This is a genomic window from Nocardia inohanensis NBRC 100128 (genome assembly GCF_001612945.1).
Lineage (GTDB): Bacteria > Actinomycetota > Actinomycetes > Mycobacteriales > Mycobacteriaceae > Nocardia > Nocardia inohanensis.
Genome location: NZ_BDBK01000019.1, coordinates 140,385 through 163,357, shown reverse-complemented (window position 1 = coordinate 163,357; position 22,973 = coordinate 140,385). Strand labels below are relative to the sequence as shown.

Here is a 22,973-nt window from a genome sequence, read left to right as displayed (position 1 = left end):
TCGCACGCACGGAGGGATCCGCCCATGGCGCCCGCATCTAGGGATGGCCGAAATCGCAGAGCCGCCAAGGGAATCGCGGCGGTGACGGTGGTGCCGATCGCCGCGGCCTTGATCGCCGCCGGTCCCGCCACCGCCGACCCCGACCTACCCTCCCTCGGTGAAATCATCACCGGCAGTGCGGGATCGGAATCCCCCGCGGACGTGGCCGCGCCCTCCGGCAGCGGCGTCGGAATCGGCACCGGCAGCTCGTACTCCGGCAGCGGCGACGGCGGGGCGAACAGCGGAAGCTCACTGGGCCTCGGCCCCAGCGCCGCCCAGGCCGGCACCGGCAGCTCGGTCGGCACCCCCGGCCAGGTGGCGGGGGCAGGGACGGGTAGTGCGCTGGACGGGATTCCGGACCCCGTGGCCGGAGCCGCCACCGGGAGCGCGCTCGGCGTCGGACCGAGCACGGACGCGGGCGGTGCCTACCTGAACACCGGCAGCGGCTTCACCGGCAGCGCGGGGCACGAAGCCGTCGGCAAGATCAGCGAAGCCTTCGGCGGCACACCCGTCGCCGGCCCGAGCACCCTCGGTGAAACGCTCGGCCTCGAATCCGGCAGCGTGCTCACCGCCTGCGCGGGCAGCGCCGTGGTCGGCATCGGCGCGATCCTGCTCGGCCTCGCCACCGGCAGCGTCTCCGGATCCGGTTTGCTCGGACCGGGATTCATCCCCGGCTCCAGCGGACTGGTCGGTCCCGGCTCCGCGGGTGCGGGCAGCGTGGTGGTGGGCAGCGCGGTCACCGGCAGCGCCCTGATGACCTGCCTGCTCCTCCTCCCGGTTCCCCCGACCCCGGAACCCGGCATCCCCTTGGAGATTCCCGCACCTGTCACCCCGGCTGCCGCACCGATCGCCCCGATCCCCGCACCGGAGGTGGTCCCCCCGGTGCCCGCGCCCGTGCTCGCGGCCGCACCCGTGCGCGCGTATCCCATTGCCGTGCAGCCGGTCCCCGAAGAACCCACGAACTGGTCCGCCCTCCAGATGATGACCGTCATGGTGATCACCATCATCGCCGCCGCCCGCGTCAAGAGCAGCCGCTCCCGCGCCTGACACGTCGCCCACGCCGCACGCATTGCCGATTCCCGGCGTGCACGGGGATGGCTCGCCGGCAGCATCGCTCGGGGCTGCTGATTCCCCCGAGTTGCTGGGGCCGCCGGATCGGGCTGTTCGTGTACGCGGTCCGGGGCCGGAGGTGGTGCGTACGTAGGATGGCGGCGACATTGACCGCGAGGGTGTGAGGTGGATGGTGGGCGACCAGGTGGACGGGGCGGGGATTCCGACGCGGACGCTGGTCGAGAGCATGATCCGGGAGGACGCGAGCATCGATGCGGGGGAGTTGTATGCGGTGGGCAATGCGCTCGGTATGAGCGATCAGCAGGTGCGGTTGTGTGTGCGGCGGTTGGTGGGGGAGGGGCAGTTCACGCAGGAGGGGCGGGGGCGCAAGGCGTTGCTGCGGGCCGGTGACGGCATGCGGCGCTCGATCGAGCCGGAGCCGGAGTACATCCGGTACATGTATGCGCAGGACCGGGGTGCGGCGCCGTGGGACGGGGTGTGGCATGCGGTGGCGTTCGCGGTGCCCGAGAGCGTGCGGCAGGGGCGTGATGCCATGCGGGATGCGATCGTCTATCTCGGTGGGGCGGCGATCCAGGGCGGGTTGTATGTGTCGCCCAATGCGTGGGAGTCCCGGATCGCGGACGCGGCAAGGGAATTCGAGGTGGGTGAGTACATCACCACGATGACGACCACGGATCTGCGGATCGGTGCGCTGGCGGAGCCGCGGGAGTTGGCCGCGCGGCTGTGGCCGTTGGAGCGGCTGGCGGCGGAGCACGAGCGATTGCTGCGGGTCGCCCGGCGGCAGCTGGATCGGCTGCACGCGGTGGAGTCGATGTCCCAGACCGAGCGGCTGACCATCGCGGTCGAGCTGGCCGCCGAATTCAGCCGGGTGATGGACCCGGATCCGCTGCTGCCGCCGGAGCTGCTGCCCACGCCGTGGATCGGGGCCGAGTCCAGAGCCGTTGTGGCGCAATGCTGGTCGGAGTTGCTGCGGGTCGAACAGCCCGGTTCGATTCGCCTGTTCCGGGTCTACGCGGACGTGTTGCGCGAGGCCGCCGCAGCTCGTTGAGCCGCCGAGGCCGGTGAGATCGGCGTAGCCCGGCCGCCGCGGGGCTGTGCCGTCGTCGCGGCCACCGTGGCCGGATTGTGCGGAACGGCTGGGCCGCAAATGGATTCGTGCCGCCACCCGCTTCCCGGATTGCCCGCAGGCATCGACGACGAGGCCGCGGCCGAAACCGGCATCCCGTAACAGATCCCAGCTGGACGGGTGCCGGAAGGCGGCGCGGGATTTTCTCAGCACATCCTCAGTATCGTTCATTTACGATTCGATCGTATGGAATATGAACGTTTACGGATCGGTCGGAGGACGTCATGAGGGTGCTGGCATTGGGTGGAGCGGGCGCCATGGGCGCCGCCGCGGTGCGGATCGCGGCGCAGTTCCCGGACGTGGACGAGATCGTCATCGCCGACCGGGATATCGGTGCGGCGCAGGAACTCTCGGATCGCCTGCCGGAGGTGACGGCACCGGTGCGGGTCGCGCAGGTCGACGTCACCGACAGCGACGGCTTGCACGCGGCACTCGAGCAGGCCGACGTGGTGCTCAATACCGTCGGGCCGTATTACCGATTCGGCCTCACGGTGCTGCGAGCAGCCATCGAGACCGGCACCGACTACCTGGATATCTGTGACGACTGGGAACCCACCCTCGACATGCTCGCCCTCGACGCCGAGGCGCGGGCGGCGGGCGTGTGCGCGATCGTCGGCATGGGGGCCAGCCCGGGTGTGAGCAATCTGCTCGCCCTGTCGGCGGCCCGCTCCCTCGACCGCGTGCACGATGTCTACACCGCGTGGCCGGTCGATGTCGCCGGCGCGGACGATGACCGCGCCCAGCTCATCGGACCCGACGGCCGCCCGTCGGCCGCGGCCGTGCATTGGATGCAGCAGATCAGCGGCACCATCGCCACGGTGGCGGACGGCCGGTTGCTGCGACAGCGCCCCCTGCGCCCGCTGCGGCTGGTCCTGCCCGGGGATCGGTGCGGCACCGCCTACACCGTCGGCCACCCCGAGCCGGTCACCCTGCATCGGAGCCTCGAAATCACCGGCGACGCGGTCAATCTCATGGTCATCCGGTCACCGACCGTCGCCTACCTGGATGGTCTGCGCCGTGATATCGACGCCGGGGCGCTGACCAATCAGCAGGCCGCCGCCCTGATCGCCGAACCGACGTTGTCGCGAGGCGTGCGATCGCTGATCTCGGCGCTGCGGTTCGAGTCGCCCGGCACCCTCCCGCCCTTCTTCGCCGTCGCCACCGGGCTCCGCGACGACCGCCCGGAGACCGTGCTGGCCCGGCTGTCGAGCGGCCTGGAAACCTTCGCGGTCACCACCGATATGGCCACCGCCACCGGAATTCCCTTGGCGCTCGGCCTGTCTCAGCTCATCGGCGCCGGCATCCGCCGGCCGGGGGTGCACCCGCCCGAGGCGGTCATCGACCCGGATCGGTTCTTCGCCGGGCTGCTCGCGCACCTGGGCGACCCGGACGCGACGGCCGCCGTCGTCATCGAACGCTCCACTCTCGCACCGCTTGCCGACCGCTGACCACCCGCACTTCGAAGAGGACATCATGCGCTCACTACCCGAGCCCGCCCGCACCGCCACCGGCATCGCGGCCGCCGTCACCGCCGCCGCCCTGACCGCTGGAATCGGCGTCTGGCTGGCAGTTACCGCCCCGGAGGCGACCTCCGCCGCGGTCCAGGCGGCCGTCTCGACTCCGGTACCCGCCCCGAGCCCCGCGCAAGCCTGGACATCCTTGCGAAACCTGGTCGCCGGCAAGGGTATCCGGCCGGCGGGAAACGAAGAAGATCCGCACCTGCGTCCCCGCCCGAACGGTGACACCTACGACAAGCATCGCGGCCACCACGGCCCGTCCCGCACCGATTCCGATGGCCGCGGCGATCAGCCGCGCTGGACCGTCCGCCCCCGCGCCGGCGGCGACGGCTGGACGGTCTGCCGTCCGCAGGCGAGCTGGTGCTGACTACTTGCGGAACTTCGCTTCGAGTTCCGTCGCGGTGCTTTGCAGATCGGCGGCGGAATTGGTTTTGAAGATGCCGTCGTAGCCCGCTTCGGCCCGGATCGCGGCTTCCACCTCCGGATCATGGTAGAGCTCGGCCAATTTCAGGTAGGTGGGATTGTCCTTGTCGGCGGCCCGGGCGGCGAAGATATTGATGTATTGCTTCAGGTCGGCGCGGTTCGGGTCGTCGGTGTAGATGGTGTCCTTCTTGCCGAGGCCGGCGGGCACGGCGAAGGTGTCGTCCACGAATGCCGCGTCGACGCTCTCCAGCGATTGCGCGGTCAGCGTCGGATCGATGGGCGTCAGCCGGACCTTGGACGCCGACTTGTCCACGTCCTCCAGCTTGGAATCCCAAGTGCCGCCGCCCTTCAGCACGATCAATCCGGCGGCGGCCAGGCTGAGCAGCGGCCGGACCTGATTCGCGGGGTTGTTGCTCAGCGTGATTTCGCCGCCCTGCGGGATGTCGGCGACCGACTTGTGTTTCTTGGAGTACAGGGTGAGCGCGAAGATCTCGGTCGCGCCGATCGGCACCAAGGTGTCGTTATTGCGCGCGTTGTAATTGGCCAGGTAGCGGACGTGCTGGAACTTGTTGAGATCCACCCGCCCCTGGGCGAGCGCCGGATTGGGCTGGTTGTAGTCGGTGAAGTTGGTGAACTCGACGGTGATGCCCGCCTCGGCGGCCTTGCGCTTGTAGACGTCCCAGTGCGGCAACGCGAGATCGTTCACACCGATGCGCACCACATCGGCGGGGTGGTCCTTGCCACATGCGGCGGTGGTGACCAGCGCTAATAGGAGAGGAATCACCAGCAGGCGGCGCAGTTTTCGCATTTCACGCAAGATAGGCGGCCCGGGCGGCGGGAAGCGAGTGTTTCGCTCCACCGGATCGCAACCATTGCCGGGGGATTGCCGTAACGGTTCCATTGCCGGGTTCAGTTACGACGATCATGCGGGAGCATCGAGTGAAATTCCATCGGGTACTGGCGATCCCGGTCCTGGTAGCGGCAGTCGCGGGCCTCACCCTCACGGCCACGGCGTGCGGCAAGAACGAGAGTACCGACGCCAATACGGTGCGCATCGGGACCACCGAGACCGACCCGCAGTGGGACGTGTTCGAAAAGAAGGCCAAGGAGCAGGGGATCACGCTGAAGATCACCCACTACTCCGACTATTCGCAGCCGAACACCGCGCTGGCGCAGAAGCAGATCGATGTGAATCTGTTCCAGCATCTGCAATTCCTGGGGCAGTACAACGTGGCCAACAACCAGGATCTGACGCCGATCGGGGCGACGCAGGTGGTGCCGCTCGGGCTGTACTCCAAGAAGCACAAGTCGGTGAGCGAGATCCCGCAGGGCGGCGAGATCGCGATTCCGAACGATCCGACCAATCAGGCTCGCGCGCTGTTCGTGCTGCAAGCCGCCGGACTGCTGAAGCTGTCCTCGGCCGATGTCCGCCAGCCCACCCCGGCCGATATCGACAAGGGCGCGTCCAAGGTCAAGGTCACCGCGGTCGACGCCGCGCAGACCGCGCTGTCGCTGGAGTCGGTGGACGGGTCGGTCGTCAACAACACCTTCCTCCAGAAGTCCGGCATCGACCCGAAAACCGCGCTGTTCAAGGATGATCCGAAGAGCCCGGGCGCGGAACCGTACATCAACGCCTTCGTCACCCGTGCGGCCGACAAGACCAATCCGACCTATCTGAAGCTGGTCGAGATCTGGCACGGCGCCGAGGTGCAGCAGGCCGTCCAGGAGAACACCAAGGGCACCGCCGTCGAGGTGCAGCGCAGCGGGCCGGAGTTGGAGACGATTCTGGGCAAGGTGCAGCAGACCATTCGCGAGAAGAAGTGAGCGAGGGTAGCGCGGCGGTCGAATTCCGTTCGGTCACCAAGGTTTTCGAGGCGGGCAAGCAGCGCCACACCGCGCTCTCGGAGATCGATCTGCGCATCGAGCGCGGGGAGATCTTCGGGGTGATCGGCTACTCCGGGGCGGGCAAGAGCACGCTGGTGCGGCTGGTCAACGCGCTGGAGAAGCCGACCTCCGGCACCGTGCTCATCGGCGGCGAACCTATCACCGGGGTGCCCGAGTCGCGGGTGCGGCAGCTGCGGCGCGATATCGGGATGGTGTTCCAGCAGTTCAACCTCTTCCGATCCCGCACCGCCGCAGGCAATATCGAGTATCCGCTGAAGGTGGCGGGCTGGCCGCGCGCTCGGCGCAAGGAGCGCGTGGCCGAACTGCTGGAGTTCGTGGGGTTGTCGGACAAGGCGCGCAGCTATCCGGATCAGCTCTCCGGCGGGCAGAAGCAGCGAGTCGGCATCGCGCGGGCGCTCGCCACCTCACCCGCGCTGCTGCTCGCGGACGAGGCGACCTCGGCGCTGGACCCGGAGACCACCGGTGAGGTGCTGCGGCTGCTGAAGAAGGTGAACCGGGAGCTCGGGGTGACCATTGTGGTGATCACCCACGAAATGGATGTGATCCGGTCCGTGGCGGACCGGGTCGCGGTACTCGCCGAGGGCCGGATCGTGGAGCTGGCAAGGACTTTCGACGTTTTCGCCGCCCCGCAGGCCGCACCCACCCGCTCCTTCGTGGAGACGGTGCTGCACAACCGGCCCACCCCCGACGAACTGCGCAGGCTGGGCGAGCGGCATTCCGGTCGGCTGGTGACCGTGGATATCGCCGACGAACGCGGGATCGGTGCGGCGCTGGCCACCGCCGCCCGCGCCGGTGTCGGTTTCGAGATCGTGTTCGGTGGCGTGAGTGCGTTGCAGGACAAGACCTTCGGCAGCCTGACGCTGGCCCTCGAAGGACCCGACGACGCCGTCGAACGGGTCGCGGCCGAGCTCGCAGCGAGCCCCGCCGCGCGCGCGGACGACGGCGGGTCCTCGCGCGCCGCCGATGCCGCGTTGCTGCCGGCTGACGGCGAGGAACGGAGGAGCGCATGAACGTCGCTGCGGTGCAGACCGATTGGGACAAGCTGCGGCCGGTGCTGAGCGAGGCCATCGGCACCACGGTGTACCTGGTGCTGCTCACCTTCGTTGTGGGCGGGCTGATCGGCCTGAGCCTGGGCACCCTGCTCTACACCACCCGCAAGGGCGGCCTGCTGGCCAACGCGCCCGTCAACCTGGTGCTGAACTTCCTGGTGAACGTGGTGCGCCCGATCCCGTTCATCATCCTGCTGGCCGCGCTCGGCCCGATCACCCTGGAGGTGGTCGGCACCACCATCGGCACCGATGCCGCCGCCTTCGTCATGATCGTGGCGGCCTCCTTCGGCATCGCGCGCATCGTCGAGCAGAATCTCGTCACCGTCGATCCGGGCGTGATCGAGGCCGCGCGCTCCATGGGCGCGGGCCCGCTGCGCATCATCCTCACCCTGCTCATCCCGGAAGCCTTGGGCCCCTTGGTACTCGGCTACACCTTCGTGGTGATCGCCATCGTCGACATGTCGGCCATGGCGGGCACCGTCGGCGGCGGCGGCCTCGGCGATTTCGCGCTGGTCTATGGCTATCAGCGCTTCGACTGGCAGGTCACCCTGGTGGCCACGCTGATCATCATCGCCGGCGTGCAGGTGATCCAGTTCGCGGGCAACTATCTGGCCCGGAAGGTGTTGCGGCGCTGACGCTCCGCCGGCTCGGGTGAAAATGCCTCGACCTGCCGCACTCTCGGTGAGGGGGGAGTGCGGCAGGTCGTCTCCTACACGGGCCGGGGCTCGTGGTCGATCCCCGCGTGCTCGGTGCCGCGCCGGAAGCGTAAGAGCCGCAGGGCATTCGCCACCACGATCAGGGTGGAGCCCTCGTGAATGAAGACCGCCGGGCCGATGGGCAGGCCGATCAGGGTGGCGGGGACCAGGGCCGCGACGATCACCAGGGCGAAGGTCAGGTTCTGGCGGATGATGCGCGCGGTGCGGCGGCTCAGCGCGACCGCGAAGGGCAGCCGCCCGATGTCATCGCTCATCAACGCCACATCGGCGGTCTCCAGCGCGACCGCGGAACCGCCCGCGCCCATGGCGATTCCGACGGAGGAGTTGACCATGGCGGGGGCGTCGTTGACGCCGTCGCCGACCATGGCGGTGCCGCCGCGGGCATTCAGGCGGCCGATCATGCTCACCTTGTCCTCGGGGAGCAGGTTGCCGTGCGCCGCGTCCAGGCCCAGCCCCGCCGCCACCGCGTCGGCCACTCGCTGATGGTCGCCGGAGATCACCACCATGTCCTCGATGCCGAGCTCGCGCAGCCGGGCGATGACGGGTGCGGCCTCGGCGCGCGGCGCGTCCATGACGCCGATGACGCCGAGGTATGCCCCGCCGCGTCGGACGATCATGGTGGTGCGCCCGCGGGCGTGCAGGTCCTCGACGATCGCCGCGATCGAGGCGGGCAGGCCGTCCGGATCGAGTTCGGCGAACATGGTGGCATTGCCGATCTCGGTGGGGTGACCGGAGACCAGGGCGGTCACGCCGCGCCCGGTCACCGAATTCACCTGGGACGCTTCGGCTTCGGTGCCGGTGGGAACCTGCTGGGCGAGATCGCGGGTGATGGCGTTCGCGAGGGGGTGATCGCTGAAGGACTCGACGGCGAATACGGTGCCGATCAGCTCGTCGCGCAGCTCCGCACGGGCGGGCACGATATCGGTGACCCGCGGACGACCCCAGGTGAGCGTACCGGTCTTGTCGAAGGCGATGGCTTTCACCCGTCCCAGCGATTCCAGGGGCCCGCCGCCCTTGGCCAGCACCCCGGCCTGCGCGGCGCGCGCGATACCCGCCAGCACGGCACTGGGCGTCGCGATGGCCAGCGCGCACGGGCTCGCCGCCACCAGCACCACCATGCCGCGATAGAAGCTGTCCCCGAACGGCTCGTTCAGCAGGAATATCCCGAACCCGATCACGGCCGCCACACCGATCAGAACCGCCGGCACGTAGAACATCTGGAACCGGTCGATGAACCGCTGCGTGGGTGATTTGGTGGCGTCGGCATCGCGCACCATGGCGATCACCCGCGCCAGCGTCGAGTCCTCGGCCCGGCTGGTCACCAGGATCTCGAGCGCTCCGGACCCGTTCAGCGTGCCCGCGAACACCCGGTGCTCCTCGGGCACGACTCGCGCCCCGGCCAGTCCCGCCGGATCCTCGGCCGCGCGCTTCTCGACCGGAATGCTCTCACCGGTGACCGAGGATTCGTCCACCGCACTGCTGCCCGCGATCACGATGCCGTCCGCGGCGGGCCGCGAATTCGGCAGCACCACAACCACATCCCCGACCTCGAGCTCGTCGACCGGCACTTCTGCGACCGGCCCGCTCCCGCGGCGCACCAGCACGGTCCGCGGCGCGAGTTCACCCAGCGCCTCGATGGAGCGCTGCGCCCGGCTCATCGCGTATTCCTCGAGCGCGTGCCCGAGGCTGAACAGGAACAGCAGCACCGATCCTTCGGCCCATTTGCCAACCGCCGCCGCGCCGGCCGCCGCGACCAGCATGAGGAAGTCCACCTCGAACCGCCCGCGCCGGATCGACTCGTAGGCGGCCCGCACCGTGAAGAATCCGCCGAAGAAACAGGTCGCCACGAACAGCCCGGTCGATACCGCGTCCGGTGCGTGCACCAGATACCGGGCGATCATGCCCGCCGCGTAGGTGACACCCGAGGTGAGGGCGAACCCCATCTCCACGCGCGCCCCCGACAGCGGACCACCGTGCGTATGGCCGTCGTTCTTGCGATCTCTGGTCTCCATACGCCCTAGATTACATTAATACATGCGTATCTATGCATGTGTTCTTGCTGAGAAAACGGCGACCCTCCCCTGACCGGGGGATTGCCGCCGTTCTCGGACTACAGGTTGACCGGGTAGACCGGTTCCTGGATTTCGGGCTTGATGCGGTTCTCGACGAAGATGCCGTGCCACACCATGAAGCAGATCAGCGTCCACAGGCGGCGGCTGTGGTCGATCGGGCCGGTGCGGTGGGCTTCGAGCATGGCCAGGACGGCGGGCTTGTCGATCAGGTGATCGGTGCCGGATTCGGTGATCTGGGTGCGGGCCCAGTCGAAGAGTTCCGGTCCGCGCAGCCAATGCCGCAGCGGCACCGGGAAACCGAGCTTGGCGCGGTGCAGGACATGGCCGGGCACAATGCCTTCCAGAGCCTGGCGCAGCGCGTACTTGGTGGTCTCCTTGGTGATCTTCTGGTCGTACGGCAGTTTCTCGGCGACCTTGAAGACCTCGGGATCCAGGAACGGCACCCGCAGTTCCAGCGAGTTGGCCATGGTCATCTTGTCGGCCTTGACCAGGATGTCGCCGCGCAGCCAGGTGAACAGGTCCAGGTGCTGCATGCGGGTCACCGGATCCCAGTGATAGCCCTGCATGCCGTAGATGGGACCGGTCACATCCTGATGCGTCCACTCGGGCCGGAATTCCCGCAGCACCGAACGCAATTGGGCGTCGTTGAAGCTGCGGGCGTTGCCGTAGTAGCGCTCTTCCAGGGTCATCGAACCGCGATTGAGCAGGCTCTTACCGCGCGTGCCCTCGGGAATTCGCTCCGAAAGCTTGCCCGCCAGCTTGCGCACCCGCTTGGGCAGGTACTCGAACGGCTTGAGCGACAACGGCTCCCGGTAGATGGTGTAGCCGCCGAACAACTCGTCTGCGCCCTCGCCCGACAGCACCACCTTGACGTGCTTACGCGCTTCCTTGGCCACGAAGTACAGCGGCACCAGCGCCGGGTCGGCGACGGGATCGTCGAGGTACCAGATGATTTCGGGGATCGAGGCCGCGAACTCCTCGGGCCCGACCACGCGCACCACGTGCCGCGCGCCGATGGCCGCCGCCGATTCGGCAGCCACATCCACCTCGGAGTAGCCCTCGCGCTCGAATCCGGTGGTGAAGGTGATCAGGTTCGGGTTGTGCCGCATCGCCAGGGCGGCGATGGCCGTGGAGTCGATGCCGCCGGACAGGAACGAGCCGACGGTGACATCGGCGCGCATGTGCTTGGCGACCGAGTCTTCCAGCGCCTCGGCGATCTCCTTGTATCGACTGGCCGGCGTGTTCGGCCGCTGCCCCGCCGGCCGCGGCCGGGTGGTCGGCGCGTGCGCGGTGACCTCGTCGGCCTTGCCGAACGGGACGACCCGGAACTGCGGGTTGAAGTACCGGGTGACGCGCGGCTGCTGCCCGGGCTCCACCCAGGCGTAGCAACCGGATTCGAGGCGGCGGATGTCCTTGTGCAGGGTCTCCGGCTCGGGCACGTACTGCAATACCGTGTAGTGCTCGAGCGCGCGCGGATCCAGGTCGGTGCTGAGCTCCAGGTCGCCGAGCAGCTCCAGGATCGACTTCTTCTCCGAGGAGAACGCGGTGCCGCCGGGGCCGGTGGCCAGGAACAGCGGCTTGATGCCGAACGGGTCGCGCGCGATGAAGAGCTTGTTCAGCTCGGTATCCCAGATGGCGAAGGCGAACATGCCGCGCAGCCGGCTCGCGGCCTTGGCGCCCCAGTAGTGGAATGCGGCGACGATGGCCTCGGAGTCGCCTTCGGTCCGGAACATCGGCTGATCACCGAATTCGGCCCCGTGCTCGGCCTTCAGCTCTTCGCGCAGCTCGAGATAGTTGTAGATCTCGCCGTTGAAGGTGAGCGCGTACCGCTCGGGGTTCTCCGGCGGCCCCCAGCGCAGCGGCTGGTGCGAGTGCTCGATATCGATGATCGACAGGCGGTTGAAGCCGAAGATCATCCGCTCGTCGTTCCAGGTGCCCTTCTCATCGGGCCCGCGATGGCGCTGGCAGTGCAGCGCCTCGTACACCTGCGCCGCGGTGGTCTCCACCGTCCGTCCATCCGGAGTTGAAGCCGTCTGTGCTGTCAGAAATCCGAGCAGGCCACACACTGCGCCGAGAACCTCGTTTCCGGAGTCGGGGATGGTCGCCGCGCATCACGGGCGTGAGCGGGGCGTGCGGGACGCGAAACGTACTGTCCGAGTATGCCGCACGCCCGCCGATCGCGCCGCGAGAGGCTCTGTCCTCTGTGTATGTGTTTATCGGAGTGTCGAAGTCGACCCCGGCACAACGTGGCCGGGGGTTTGGTCTACGCTGCGTAGTACTTGGGAAACTCTCAGGGTCGGTTGTGCGTTCGCGCACGGCCTTCTCAGAATTCCCAGAACGTGCTGTAGTTGCGTCGCCCGGCGGTAGGGAGTCCGGGCGATGCCGAGTCGGATAGACGACCAGGAAGGCGTTGAGCGTGGCGCACAAGGCGAGCGAGGCGATAGGGGCACGACCCGCCCAGGGTCGGCGAGGCCGTATCCTTCGGCGGGCCGGGCTGGCGGTGTCCTTGGGGATGACCGCGATGCTCGTCTCGGGTTGCTCGATCGACAACCCGTGGCTTCGGTTCGGTTGGCCCTCGGGCGTCACGCCGCAGGCCACCCGGATGCGTGAACTGTGGACCTGGTCCGTCATCGCCGCGCTGGCGATGGGCGTGCTGGTGTGGGGTCTGACCTTCTGGACCATCGCGTTCCACCGCAAGAAGGCGAATTCGCCGGAGTTCCCGCGCCAGACCGGTTACAACGTGCCGCTGGAGCTGAGCTACACGGCCATTCCGTTCGTGATCATCGCGGTGCTGTTCTACTTCACCGTGGTCGTGCAGAACTACGTGCACGAGAAGGTCGCGGACCCGGATGTGACCGTGGATGTGACCGCCTTCCAGTGGAACTGGAAGTTCGGTTACCAGAAGGTCGATCTCAAGGACGGCACCGCGGTCTACAACGGCGTCGACACCGATCGCCAGGAGATGAACACCGAAATCGACGAGCGCTACAAGGAGCGCACCGAGGACGGTCACCCGCAGCCCGGCCCGAACAACGGCAAGCCCGCGAACGACATCTCCTACCTGCACTACGACAAGATCGAGACCGTCGGCACCTCCAACGAGATCCCGGTCCTGGTCCTGCCCACCGGCAAGAACATCGAGTTCCAGCTGGCCGCCGCGGACGTCATCCACTCCTTCTGGGTGCCGGAGTTCCTGTTCAAGCGCGACGTGATGCCGAACCCGAAGGAAAACAACTCGGACAACGTCTTCCAGATCACCAAGATCGAGAAGGAAGGCGCGTTCGTCGGCCGTTGCGCCGAAATGTGCGGCACCTTCCACTCGATGATGAACTTCGAGGTCCGCGCGGTCTCGCCGGAGAAGTTCCAGAAGTACCTGGAAGCTCGCAAGGCGAACAAGACCAATGCCGAGGCGCTCGAGAGCATCGGTGAGTCCCCGGTCGCCATCACCACCAAGCCGTTCAATACCGAGCGCACCGCCCGCGGTAACGAGCGCGCGGAAGCCAAGTGAGGACTGAACTGATATGAAGGTCGAAGCTCGCATCTTCGAACTGATCACGGTCTTCTTCGTGATCGTGGCCGTCGTGTACGGCTACTTCACCGGCCAGTCCCGGACCGGCGTGGAGTGGGCGGGCACCACCGCCATCGTCCTGTCGGCCGGCCTGGCGCTGATCGTGGCCACCTACTTCCGCTTCGTCGCCCGTCGCCTGGACCTGCGTCCGGAAGACTACGAAGAGGCCGAAATCGTGGACGGCGCCGGCGATCTGGGCTTCTTCTCGCCCGGCTCGTTCTGGCCCATCCTGCTGGCCGGCGCGGGTTCCATCACCGCCCTCGGCTTCGCGTTCTTCGAGTTCTGGCTGATCGGCACCGGCGTGGTCTGCGTGCTGATCGCCGCCGGCGGCCTGGTGTTCGAGTACCACCTCGGCCCCGAGAAGCACTGACGCTCGATCGCAGTAGTTGACGAAGCGCCCCATCCGGATTCGGATGGGGCGCTTCGCTGTTCACACAAGAAGGCGGGTCGCCCACGCGGTAGGCGACCCGCCTTCCCCTCATCGGATACCGGAAGTCAGATGCCGAGCGCGTGTTTCAGGCGGGTGGTGCGCGGGGCCATGTTCGCGAGACCGAGCAGGGCGCGGGGGAAGCGGGGCTGAATCTGGGTGGGGCGGGTGCGGATCGCGGTCTCGATCCAGCGGGCGGCCTCGTCGGGGTTCAGGATGGGCTGTTCGATGTAGGCCGTCGGGGCGCTGGCGTCGGGGCGGAAGGCCGGATAGTGCACGGTCGTCACGTGAATGCCGCGCGGGGCGAGCTCGGCGTCGGCGCATTGGCCGAAAGTGGTCCAGGCGGCTTGGGAACTCGCGTACGAGGCATAGTTCGGGGCGGCGCCGGTGGTGAGGCTCCAGGGGCCGACGTTCACCACGTGGCCGGAGCCGCCCGCGAGCATGGCGGGCAGCAGGCCCAGGGTGAGGCGCAGCGGGCCGAAGTAGTTGGCGGCCATCATGCGCTGATAGTCGCGGAAGCGGTCGAGCGACTGGAGCACGGGGCGGCGGGCGGGGCGGCCGGCATTGTTGACCAGCACGTCGATGCTGTCGAATTCGGTGAGCAGCCATTCGACGAATTGGTCGACATCGCCCAGGGCGGAGAGATCGCAGCGGTACCAGTGGGCGCGGCCACCCGATTTGGTGAGGGCGGCGCAGTCCTCGACGAGCTGGGCGCCATTGCGGGACACCAGGATTACTTCGGCGTCTTGTGCGGTGAGCAGCCGCGCGGTGGCGCGGCCGATATCGGAGCAGGCGTCGGTGACGACTACGCGTTTACCGGCTATGGGCTGTTTGCCCGGTAGCGAGCCGGTGGGTCTGGGACGGCGGGCAGCACGGAATTCGATCATGGGACAGGCAACCTTCGCTGGAAAGAATGAGCTGAACCATGCACCGGCACCCCGCCGACAGTACCGATACCGCCGCACCCGCTCCCGGCTGCTAACCGGTTGCTGGGAGTGCGGCGGAACACATTCTAATCGGTCGGGTCATAACGCCGGGCGCGTTCGGCGACGCAGATCTCGTCGATCGAGGAAACGATGTCCCGCAACAGTTCCGAGGGCAGCGCGGCCGGGCGCAGCCGGCAGGTGAAGGTGATGAAGGCGTGGTCCTCGTTATCGAGTTCGCGCAGGTAGCCGGAGCGCACGCCATAGGTCATGGCGGAGATGACGGTGAAGCAGCCGGTGCGTTCGCGATGGCCGGAGAAGAGGTCGTGCAGGCCGTGGAAAACGCGCGTATAGGACGACATGGGCGCGAAAAGCGAGACGCGGTAAGCCGGTCCGCGCTCCGAGGAGCTGATGACGGTATCGGCCAGGTACTCCGCATCGCGCAGGGTCAGCACCTTCGGAGCGAACATGAGGGCGCCGGCGGCGGCATTGCGGACCGGCATACCGGCGCGGCCGCTGGCGGAGGAGGCGATGGCGCCCAAGGATTTCCGGGCGCGGGCGCCGACCTCGCGGCGGGCGCGCAGCGAGAGGTTGGGGGTGGTGGGGTGCAGGCTCGACCATTGGCCGAAGCGGACGGTGCCGAGCTGCACGTGACCGGTACCGACCGGTCGCGACACTTTCAGGGGCGCGGTATCGACCCAGCGGCCGGATTGCAGCAGCGAATCGCCCGGGGACTGAATCGCCTTGTAGGACTGCTCGACAAAGGTGTCGAAGTCCAGGAAGCGGTGTGCGTCCGAGGTCAGCCAGGTGCGGTCCTTGTCGACCGTGTTCACCTCGAGGGTCAGCGCGGTGATGATCCCGGTGCGTCCGCCCCCGCCCAGGATCTTGCGGAACCGCTCCACGTGATGGGTGCGCCCGCAGGTGCCGAAACGCCCGTCCTGATCGACGTATTCGAGCTCCACCACATTGTCGCTGAACATGCCGTACTTGTGCGAGGCCGCCGAGAGCCCGCCGACGGCCGCGAACCCGCCCGCGGTGATATCCCGATGGTCGCCGACCACCGGCAGCCCGAGCCCGTGCGCTGCAAGGGTTCTGTCGATATCGGACAATTTGGCGCCCGCCTGTACCCGCACCGTGCGAGCATCCGCGTCGACGACCTGGACGCGGTTCATCTTGCGCAGCGAGAGCACCTGCCCGTGATCGGGCAGGTGGAGCTCCTCGTCTGGTCGCTCCCCACCCCGGATGATCAGGGGTTTCGTATTCTTGCGCGAATCCCGAACGGTACGAACCACATCCGCGGTATCGCGGGGCAGGAATTCTTCGGGGAGCGTGGAGACGGGCATGCTCATGGCGCTACAGCTAACCATAGTCGCGCCCGTCGCGCTCGTAGTTGGACAGCCGTCTCAGTGTGCGGGGGAGAGACGTTGCGTGAACAGCACGTTCCCGGTCGCATCGCACAGGTTCACCGTGAGTTCGCGGGATTTGCCGTCGATGCGGACTTCACCGAAGTGCTGGAAGGCGCCGTCCAGCGGCGATGCGTTCTGGGTCGGCGGCGCGTGCACGAAAACGGCCTCGGGGCCGAAGGTTCCGTCCAGGTCGTTGGGGCCGAACGCACCGGCGTTGAGCGGTCCGGAGACGAACTCCCAGAATTCATCGAAGTCCTTGAACGCCGCGCGTTCGGGGGAGTAGTGGTGCGCGGCGGTGTAATGCACGTCCGCGGTCAGCCACACCACACCGGACACCTTGTTGGACTTGATCGCACCGAGCACCCTGGCGATCTCGACCTCGCGACCGGACGGCAGCCCCGGATCGGCGTTGGCCGGGCCCTCGAAGGCGGTGCGATCCTTCTGCTCGCCGTCCTTGACCACCAAGCCGAGCGGCAGATCATTCGCGACGATCTTCCAGGTCGCCTTGGAATCACGCAAACCCTCGATGAGCCATTGGGTTTGGGCCGCGCCGAAGATCTTGCCGTCGGCCGAGCGGTTCTCGTTGTTCTTGTCCTTGTAGGCGCGCATGTCCAGCACGAACACATCCAGCAGCGGGCCGTAGGAGATCTTGCGGTAGAGCCGGCCGTCCACGGCTTCCTTGGGTTCCAGGGGCATCCATTCGTGGAAGGCCTGCCAGGAGCGGGTGGCCAGGGTGTCCATGCTGCGCTCGGTGTAGCCCTTGGATTCGGCGACCTGGCCGCCGTGGTACCAGTTGTTGACCGTCTCGTGGTCGTCCCACTGCACGATCTGCGCGACCGTGGAGTTGAACCGGCGGTAGTTCTCGTCGGTCAGGTTGTAGGCGTAGTTGCCGCGGAACTGGTCGAGGGTCTGGGCGACAGCGCTTTTCGCCGGGGAGACGGTATTGCGCCAGATGCGGCCGTCGGGGAGCGTGACCGATTCTTTCAGCGGCCCGTCGGCGTAGATGGAATCGCCGGAGTGGATGAAGAAGTGCGGGTCGCGGGCGGCCATGGCGGAGAAGATCTTCATGCCGCCCAGATCCGGATTGATGCCGTAGCCCTGGCCGACGACGTCGCCGGACCAGAGCAGGCTGATATCGGAGGCGGCGGTGGGCACGGTGCGGAAGACGCCGGTGACGGCCTCGGAGGTCGCGCCGCCGTCGCCTTCCAGGGTCACCCGGTAGTGCACCTGCGATCCGGCGGGCAGGCCGTTGACCCGCACCCGGCCGGTGCCGTCGCTGTCGGGGGTCAGCATGGGGCCTTCGAAACGCTTGGCGTCGGTGAAGGATTCGGTGGCCGCGGTTTCGACGATGAGCTTGGCGGGCTGATCCGAGCGCGCCCAGATGAGCGCGCCGTCGCTGCGCGGGTCGCCGACCGCGACGCCGTGGGTCAGCGTGGGCCGCTGCCGCACCAGCGCCGGGCCGTTGTCCTTGGAGCAGGCGACCAGTCCGGGTGCGATGACCAGTCCCGCCGCGGTGCTGCGCAACAGGGTGCGGCGCGAGAAGCCGGATTGCCGTGGTGTCGAATGCGGTGCCATGCGCCGACCTTTCATCAGCCAGCTCAACATCAGCTGAACTGTGCCGGACGGGTCAGCGAATGCTCGGCTACGGTGCGGCGTGTCGGGGTGAGCGAGGATTAACAAAGTCGAGACCGGCGGGAAACCGACTGAATTGGTCAATTGTCCAGTATGGGTGCGGAACGGGATGTAGCCTCCCGGCCCAAGCTTCGAAAGGACCGCTCGTGCACCCGAGACATCTCAGCCGCCGCACCCTGCTGCGCGGAGCCACGCTCTCCGCCGCCGGGCTCGCGGCCGGAATCGGCCTGACCGCAACGGGTTCGGCCGCCCCGCCGCGGCGCGGGCCCGCCGCGACCGACCGGGATGCCGAGGTGATCGTGGTCGGCGCGGGTATGGCCGGACTGGCCGCCACCAAGCAGCTGCGGGCGGCGGGGCTGCGCGTGCTGCTGCTGGAAGGGCGCGAACGCGCGGGCGGGCGCGTGCACAATGCCGTCACCCGGGGCGGCATCAGCATCGACGGCGGGGCGGAGTTCCTCGGCCCCACCCAGGACCGGATCGCCGCACTGGCCGCGGAGTACGGGGTGGCGACACTGCCCACCTACAACCAGGGCGAATCGCTGTTCTGGATCAACGGTGCGGCACAACGGGTCCCGGCCGCGTTACCGCTGCCGGTGCTGCCCGGCACCGTGGAGACGGCCGCCGCATTGGCGCTCATCGACGCCACCGCGCTGGGCTTCCCGGTGGGCGAGCCGTGGAAGCATCCGGACGCGGCCTACCTGGATTCCATCACCTGGCAGGACTGGATAGACGCGCACGCCGCCACCTACGAGGGGAAACTCTTTCTCGCCCTGTCGGAATCGGCTCCGCTGTCGGTGCGGCCGCACGAGCTGTCGGCGCTGTTCATGATGAACTACTTCGCCTCCGCCGGAAACGAGAACTCGCCCGGGTCCTTCGAGCGCCTGCTCGGGGTGGACGGCGGCGCGCAGGAACGGTTCTTCGACGGCGGCGCGGCGTTGGTGCCGCTGCGCATGGCCGAATCGCTCTCCGAGAGCATCGTTTACGGGGCGGCGGTGCGGTGCATCGACCAAACCGGTTCCGGGGTGGAGGTATCCACCACACGCGGGACCTTCCGGGCGGGCAAGGTGATAGTCGCCATGTCCCCGGCCATCTGCGACCGCATCGAGTACCGCCCCGGATTGCCCTCCGACCGTATCGAATTGACGCGCGGCTACAAGATGGGCCGCATCGCCAAATTCCTCGCCGTCTACGACCGTCCCTTCTGGCGTGAACAGGGCTTGACGGGCCAGGTCGTCGGCGACGGCACCCCCATCGACGTCACCTACGAAAGCTACGGCCAAGGCCATCACCTGCTGATGGGTTTCATCTCCGCCGACGCCATGGCCGATCTCGACACCCGCCCCGACCGAGACCTGGTCGAGGAGAGCCTGGACAGCTTCGTGCGCTACTTCGGCCCGGAAGCCCGCACCCGCGTGCTCGACTACGGCTTCAAGAAATGGGACCACGACCCCTTCTCCTGGGGCGGCCCGACCGCCACCACCCGCCCCGGCATCCTCACCCGCTTCGGCCCTGCCCTGCGCGCCCCGGTCGGCGGAATCCATTGGGCCGGAACCGAAACCGCCGACTACTGGCAGGGGTACATGGACGGCGCGATCCGCAGCGGCGAGCGCGCGGCGCGGGAAGTCCTGTCATGACCTCTCGGCAGAGTCGATGTGCGCGGCGGCGTGTCGTGCGCGAGGCCGGCTATGGAAGGGACTTCGTCACCGGGGTCCACTAGGGTCGGGCGGCGTGGACAGGGCGCAGCTGACAGCTGAAATGGCGGATGGCAGTAGACCGGAGTTCTTGTATTTCTGGGGGCACACCCGGACTCCGGGGCACGAGGTGGGGAAGTGGGTGCTCAGCCAATGGTGGCCGATCGAGTTCACCGTCGACGGCCAGAGTTACCGCAGCGCCGAGCATTTCATGATGGGGGAGAAGGCGCGCCTCTTCGGTGACGAGGAGATGCGCGGCAAGGTGCTCGCGAGCGAGACGCCGGCCGATGCGAAGCGGTTGGGGCGGGCGGTGCGCGGATTCGATCAGGATGCGTGGGAGGCGCATCGCTACGACATCGTGCTGCGCGGGAGCATCGCGAAATTCGGCCAGCACCGGGCCTTGCGGGAGTTCCTGCTGGCCACCGGCGACAAAGTGCTGGTGGAAGCCGCACCGCGGGACAATATCTGGGGGATCGGGCTGGGGGCGGAGCACCCTGATGCCGCGCATCCGGCGACGTGGCGGGGAGAGAATCTGCTGGGGTTCGCGTTGATGGAGGCGCGTACCGCGTTGGGGGTGTGACCGGACTTTTGCTCCACTCTCGCCCGCTGTTCGTCGGAAAAGTCACGGGAGGCGGTGAAAGTGGAGCGAAAGTCCGGGGTCTCGACTACTTGTTGGCCAGCTCGGACAGCCGGAACGCGATCGCGTTCCGCACCGCCGGTACCCGGGTGACGTTGCTGATCAACAGATTCCGCACCGTGCGGGCGGGGCGGGCGCGCAGCGTCGCCATGCGGGTGATGCGGTCGGTGAAAGCGACGACACCCAATGCCACTGGGCGGCGCGTCTTCTCGTAGCCGTCCAGCAGCGTCGCCGGTTCGCCGTTCAGTACTCGGCCGAGCAGGGTGCCGAGCAGGGCGGCGTCCTGGATGCCGGTGTTCATGCCTTGGCCGCCGGCGGGGCTGTGCACGTGGGCGGCGTCGCCGGCGAGGAAGAGGCGGCCGGCGCGGTAGGCGTCGGCGACCCGGTGGTGGACGCGGAAGCGGCTGCTCCACAGCACTTCCTGGACTTTCACGCCGGCGCCTGGGCGGCGGGCATCCAGGATGGACTGGACGTCGCCGAGGTCCGGGTGTTCGGGGGCTTCGGCGACGGTGGCGACCACGCGGTAGCGGGTGCCCGCCTCGTCGGGGAGCGGAGCGACGACGGTGACGCCTTCGGGGGACAGATGCAGCGAGACCTGGGTGCGCGGGTCCGGCCAGGCCATATGGACGTCGGCGAGGACGAAGGATTCGGCGTAGGTGGAGCCGGTGAAGCCGATGCCGGCCGCTTCGCGGACCCGGCTGTGCATGCCGTCCGCGCCGATCACGTAATCGGCTCGGATGGAACCGGTTTCGCCTGCGCCGTCCCGGTATTCGACGGTCGCGCCCGCGGCGTCCCGGGTGACGGCGGTGACCTCGTAGGGGCGGTGCACCTGCCCGCCGGCCTTCTCGAGGCGGGCCAGCAGCAGGGCTTCGGTGGTCTCCTGGCCGATCATCAGCGTGTACGGGTAGTCGGTGGGCAGGTCCGAGAAGTCGAGGCGGGCCAGGGCGCGGTCGCCGTCCCACAGCACGAAATTCGGTACCACGATGCCGCGTTCACGCAGTTCGGCGGTGACCCCGAACTCTTCCAGCACTTCCAGCGTGCGGGCGTGCACCACGGCGGCGCGCGAGGTGTTCGCGCCTTCGGCCAGGCGGTCCAGCAGTACCACGTCCGCTCCGGCGTCGGCGAGTGCGATGCCCGCGGTGAGACCGGCGGGGCCGGCGCCGACGATGACGACCTGGGCGGTGGCGGGGAGGGCGTTCACGATGACTCCTCTAGCTTGCCAACATTTGTTGGCCAACGGCTGTTGACTTAAAGATAGGGCCGCGGTGCGTGTCTGTCAACACTTGTTGGCCTACAGTTGTTGTCATGAGTGAACCTGCCCCGCGGCGCTCCGACGCCACTCGCGCCACCATCCTCGAGGCCGCGCGTCGGCGGTTCGCCGAGGACGGCTTCCGTAAAGCCACCATTCGCGCCATCGCCGCGGACGCGGGGATCGATCCGGCCATGGTGATGCGCTACTACGGCAACAAGGACGGGTTGTTCGCGGCCGCGGTGGAGATCGAGCTGGGCATGCCGGATCTCGCCGCGGTGCCGGCGGATTCGATCGGCGAGCTGCTGGTGCGGCGGTTCCTGGAGCTGTGGGAGACCCCGCCGGGCAACGAGATCATGCTGACCCTGCTGCGTTCGGCGGTGACCGACGAGGCCGTCGCCGAACGGGTGCGCCGGGTCTTCGCCGAGCAGGTGATGCCCGCGGTGCTGCGCTTCGGCGAACCCGCGGACGCGCCCCGGCGGGCCGCGCTGATCGTCAGCCAGATGCTGGGAATCGCGCTGTGCCGCTACGTGCTTCGTATTCCGCCGGTGGTCGCGCTGACCCGTGCGCAACTGCTGGCCGATATCGCCCCCACCCTCCAGCGTTACCTCTCCTCCGAGCCCGCGGCCTGACCGGCGAGGGAATGGAAGACCGCCGCGGTGCGGGAACCGGGGGCGGGGCAGTAGACGATCATGCGCTGATCGGTGTCGGAGACGTGCAGCACCTCGCAGTCGAATTCCAGCTGTCCGAGCTCGGGATGCTGGATGCGCTTGTGATAACCGCGGCGCACCTCGACATCGTGCGTGCGCCACATCTCGGCGAAACGCGGTGCGGTGCCGAGCAATTCGGTGACCAGCGCGGCCAGCGCCGGATTGCCGGGATAGCGGGCGTAGGCGGCGCGCAGGTCGGCGACGCTGGACTGGGCGAAGCGCTGGGTGTCCGCCTCCGACCATTGCGGATGGTCGGGGCTCTGCTGGAACATCCAGCGGATCATATTGCGTTCGTGGCTGGGCACCCGGTCCAGATCGCCGAGGAACGGCACCGCCGCGCGATTCCAGGCCAGCACCTCGTAGGTGGCGTCGACCAGGAAGGCGGGGGTGGTGAGGCTGTCCAGGATGATGCGAACAGCAGGGGGCACCGTGCGATTCGGCCCGGCGATCGACGGCGGATGTTCACCCGCCATCCGGTACAGGTACTCGCGTTCGTCGGCGGTCAGCATGAGCGCCCGCGCCACCGCGCCCAGCACCTGCCGCGACGGCCGGGACCCGCGCGCCTGCTCCAGGCGGATGTAATAGTCGACCGAGATACCGGCCAGTTGAGCGACCTCCTGCCTGCGCAATCCGGGCGCGCGCCGGTTCAGGCCGTCCGGCAGGCCGACATCGCTGGGCTGCAATCGATTTCGCCGGGTGCGTAGGAAATCCGCGAGTTCACTCCGATCCGCCATACCTCCAGTGTCGGCCTTGTCGGCGATTCGTGGGTGGTACAAGTTGTTCCTCCCCCGCGAATTCACCGGGTGCGAGGG

At 68.0% G+C, this 22,973-nt stretch carries 20 protein-coding genes; 12 read left to right on the top strand and 8 right to left on the bottom strand.

All coding sequences use genetic code 11. From position 1 onward, the window contains the following. Positions 1-24 precede the first annotated feature (24 nt). The 4 genes from NI1_RS35260 to NI1_RS35245 all read left to right on the top strand — a co-directional run bounded on the left by NI1_RS35260 (position 25) and on the right by NI1_RS35245 (position 4,120). Positions 25-1,086: a hypothetical protein gene (locus NI1_RS35260; protein ID WP_169815682.1), complete on the top strand. Its 1,062-nt coding sequence runs from the start codon at positions 25-27 to the stop codon at positions 1,084-1,086. Positions 1,087-1,279: 193 nt separating this feature from the next. Continuing rightward, entirely contained in the window at positions 1,280-2,158 is an 879-nt protein-coding gene (locus NI1_RS35255; RefSeq protein ID WP_067830258.1) for a PaaX family transcriptional regulator C-terminal domain-containing protein, read from the top strand. 302 nt (positions 2,159-2,460) lie between these two features. Beyond that, a complete protein-coding gene (locus NI1_RS35250) occupies positions 2,461-3,684 on the top strand; it encodes a saccharopine dehydrogenase family protein (RefSeq protein ID WP_067830256.1) in 1,224 nt (407 codons plus the stop codon). Then, positions 3,671-4,120 (top strand): hypothetical protein, encoded by a 450-nt coding sequence (locus tag NI1_RS35245; RefSeq protein ID WP_067830254.1) that lies wholly within the window; start codon positions 3,671-3,673, stop codon positions 4,118-4,120. Before NI1_RS35250 ends, NI1_RS35245 begins: the two co-directional genes overlap by 14 nt. Here NI1_RS35245 and NI1_RS35240 read toward each other — a convergent pair whose 3' ends face one another. Then, positions 4,121-4,984, bottom strand: a complete 864-nt coding sequence (locus NI1_RS35240; RefSeq protein WP_067830251.1) for a MetQ/NlpA family ABC transporter substrate-binding protein — start codon at positions 4,982-4,984, stop codon at positions 4,121-4,123. A gap of 116 nt (positions 4,985-5,100) precedes the next feature. Here NI1_RS35240 and NI1_RS35235 point away from each other — a divergent pair, with 116 nt between their 5' ends. Genes NI1_RS35235 through NI1_RS35225 form a run of 3 tightly spaced genes read left to right on the top strand, consistent with a single transcriptional unit; the run spans position 5,101 to position 7,765 of the window. Then, positions 5,101-6,000 carry a MetQ/NlpA family ABC transporter substrate-binding protein gene (locus NI1_RS35235; protein WP_067830249.1) on the top strand — a complete coding sequence of 300 codons (900 nt, stop codon included), beginning with the start codon at positions 5,101-5,103 and terminating at the stop codon, positions 5,998-6,000. Next, a complete protein-coding gene (locus NI1_RS35230; protein ID WP_084524208.1) occupies positions 5,997-7,091 on the top strand; it encodes a methionine ABC transporter ATP-binding protein in 1,095 nt (364 codons plus the stop codon). Before NI1_RS35235 ends, NI1_RS35230 begins: the two co-directional genes overlap by 4 nt. Continuing rightward, positions 7,088-7,765, top strand: coding sequence for a methionine ABC transporter permease (locus tag NI1_RS35225; protein WP_439957333.1), 678 nt, complete (start codon positions 7,088-7,090; stop codon positions 7,763-7,765). The genes NI1_RS35230 and NI1_RS35225 overlap by 4 nt, the downstream gene beginning before the upstream one ends. Before the next feature lie 74 nt (positions 7,766-7,839). Here the strand turns inward: NI1_RS35225 and NI1_RS35220 are convergent, their stop codons facing one another. Together NI1_RS35220 and asnB are read right to left on the bottom strand one after the other, a co-directional pair. Further along, complete coding sequence (locus tag NI1_RS35220; protein WP_067830246.1) at positions 7,840-9,858, bottom strand: heavy metal translocating P-type ATPase; 2,019 nt, start codon at positions 9,856-9,858, stop codon at positions 7,840-7,842. A gap of 98 nt (positions 9,859-9,956) precedes the next feature. Then, positions 9,957-11,984, bottom strand: a complete 2,028-nt coding sequence (gene asnB, locus NI1_RS35215; protein WP_067830244.1) for an asparagine synthase (glutamine-hydrolyzing) — start codon at positions 11,982-11,984, stop codon at positions 9,957-9,959. 446 nt (positions 11,985-12,430) lie between these two features. Here asnB and ctaC point away from each other — a divergent pair, with 446 nt between their 5' ends. Together ctaC and NI1_RS35205 are read left to right on the top strand one after the other, a co-directional pair. Then, positions 12,431-13,426, top strand: a complete 996-nt coding sequence (gene ctaC, locus NI1_RS35210) for an aa3-type cytochrome oxidase subunit II (protein ID WP_067830241.1) — start codon at positions 12,431-12,433, stop codon at positions 13,424-13,426. Positions 13,427-13,439: 13 nt separating this feature from the next. Next, complete coding sequence (locus NI1_RS35205; protein WP_067830238.1) at positions 13,440-13,856, top strand: cytochrome c oxidase subunit 4; 417 nt, start codon at positions 13,440-13,442, stop codon at positions 13,854-13,856. Positions 13,857-13,981: 125 nt separating this feature from the next. Here NI1_RS35205 and NI1_RS35200 read toward each other — a convergent pair whose 3' ends face one another. The 3 genes from NI1_RS35200 to NI1_RS35190 form a co-directional block, all read right to left on the bottom strand. Then, positions 13,982-14,800 carry an SDR family NAD(P)-dependent oxidoreductase gene (locus NI1_RS35200; protein WP_067830236.1) on the bottom strand — a complete coding sequence of 273 codons (819 nt, stop codon included), beginning with the start codon at positions 14,798-14,800 and terminating at the stop codon, positions 13,982-13,984. A 125-nt stretch (positions 14,801-14,925) separates the two neighbouring features. Continuing rightward, positions 14,926-16,185, bottom strand: coding sequence for an FAD-binding oxidoreductase (locus NI1_RS35195; protein ID WP_067830233.1), 1,260 nt, complete (start codon positions 16,183-16,185; stop codon positions 14,926-14,928). A 54-nt stretch (positions 16,186-16,239) separates the two neighbouring features. Next, a complete protein-coding gene (locus NI1_RS35190; protein ID WP_067830445.1) occupies positions 16,240-17,817 on the bottom strand; it encodes an alkaline phosphatase D family protein in 1,578 nt (525 codons plus the stop codon). A 203-nt stretch (positions 17,818-18,020) separates the two neighbouring features. On the opposite strand from NI1_RS35190, the gene NI1_RS35185 reads away from it, so the two are divergent. Together NI1_RS35185 and ybiA are read left to right on the top strand one after the other, a co-directional pair. Beyond that, positions 18,021-19,508: a flavin monoamine oxidase family protein gene (locus NI1_RS35185; protein ID WP_067830231.1), complete on the top strand. Its 1,488-nt coding sequence runs from the start codon at positions 18,021-18,023 to the stop codon at positions 19,506-19,508. Positions 19,509-19,602: 94 nt separating this feature from the next. Beyond that, a complete protein-coding gene (ybiA, locus tag NI1_RS35180) occupies positions 19,603-20,145 on the top strand; it encodes a riboflavin biosynthesis intermediates N-glycosidase (RefSeq protein WP_245663564.1) in 543 nt (180 codons plus the stop codon). Between the two features lie 85 nt (positions 20,146-20,230). Here ybiA and NI1_RS35175 read toward each other — a convergent pair whose 3' ends face one another. After that, positions 20,231-21,403: an FAD-dependent oxidoreductase gene (locus tag NI1_RS35175; protein WP_067830226.1), complete on the bottom strand. Its 1,173-nt coding sequence runs from the start codon at positions 21,401-21,403 to the stop codon at positions 20,231-20,233. A gap of 104 nt (positions 21,404-21,507) precedes the next feature. On the opposite strand from NI1_RS35175, the gene NI1_RS35170 reads away from it, so the two are divergent. Next, positions 21,508-22,083, top strand: coding sequence for a TetR/AcrR family transcriptional regulator (locus NI1_RS35170; RefSeq protein ID WP_067830224.1), 576 nt, complete (start codon positions 21,508-21,510; stop codon positions 22,081-22,083). Here the strand turns inward: NI1_RS35170 and NI1_RS35165 are convergent. Continuing rightward, entirely contained in the window at positions 22,056-22,895 is an 840-nt protein-coding gene (locus NI1_RS35165) for a helix-turn-helix transcriptional regulator (protein WP_067830221.1), read from the bottom strand. The two genes, NI1_RS35170 and NI1_RS35165, sit on opposite strands and share 28 nt — an antisense overlap. Positions 22,896-22,973: the final 78 nt, after the last annotated feature.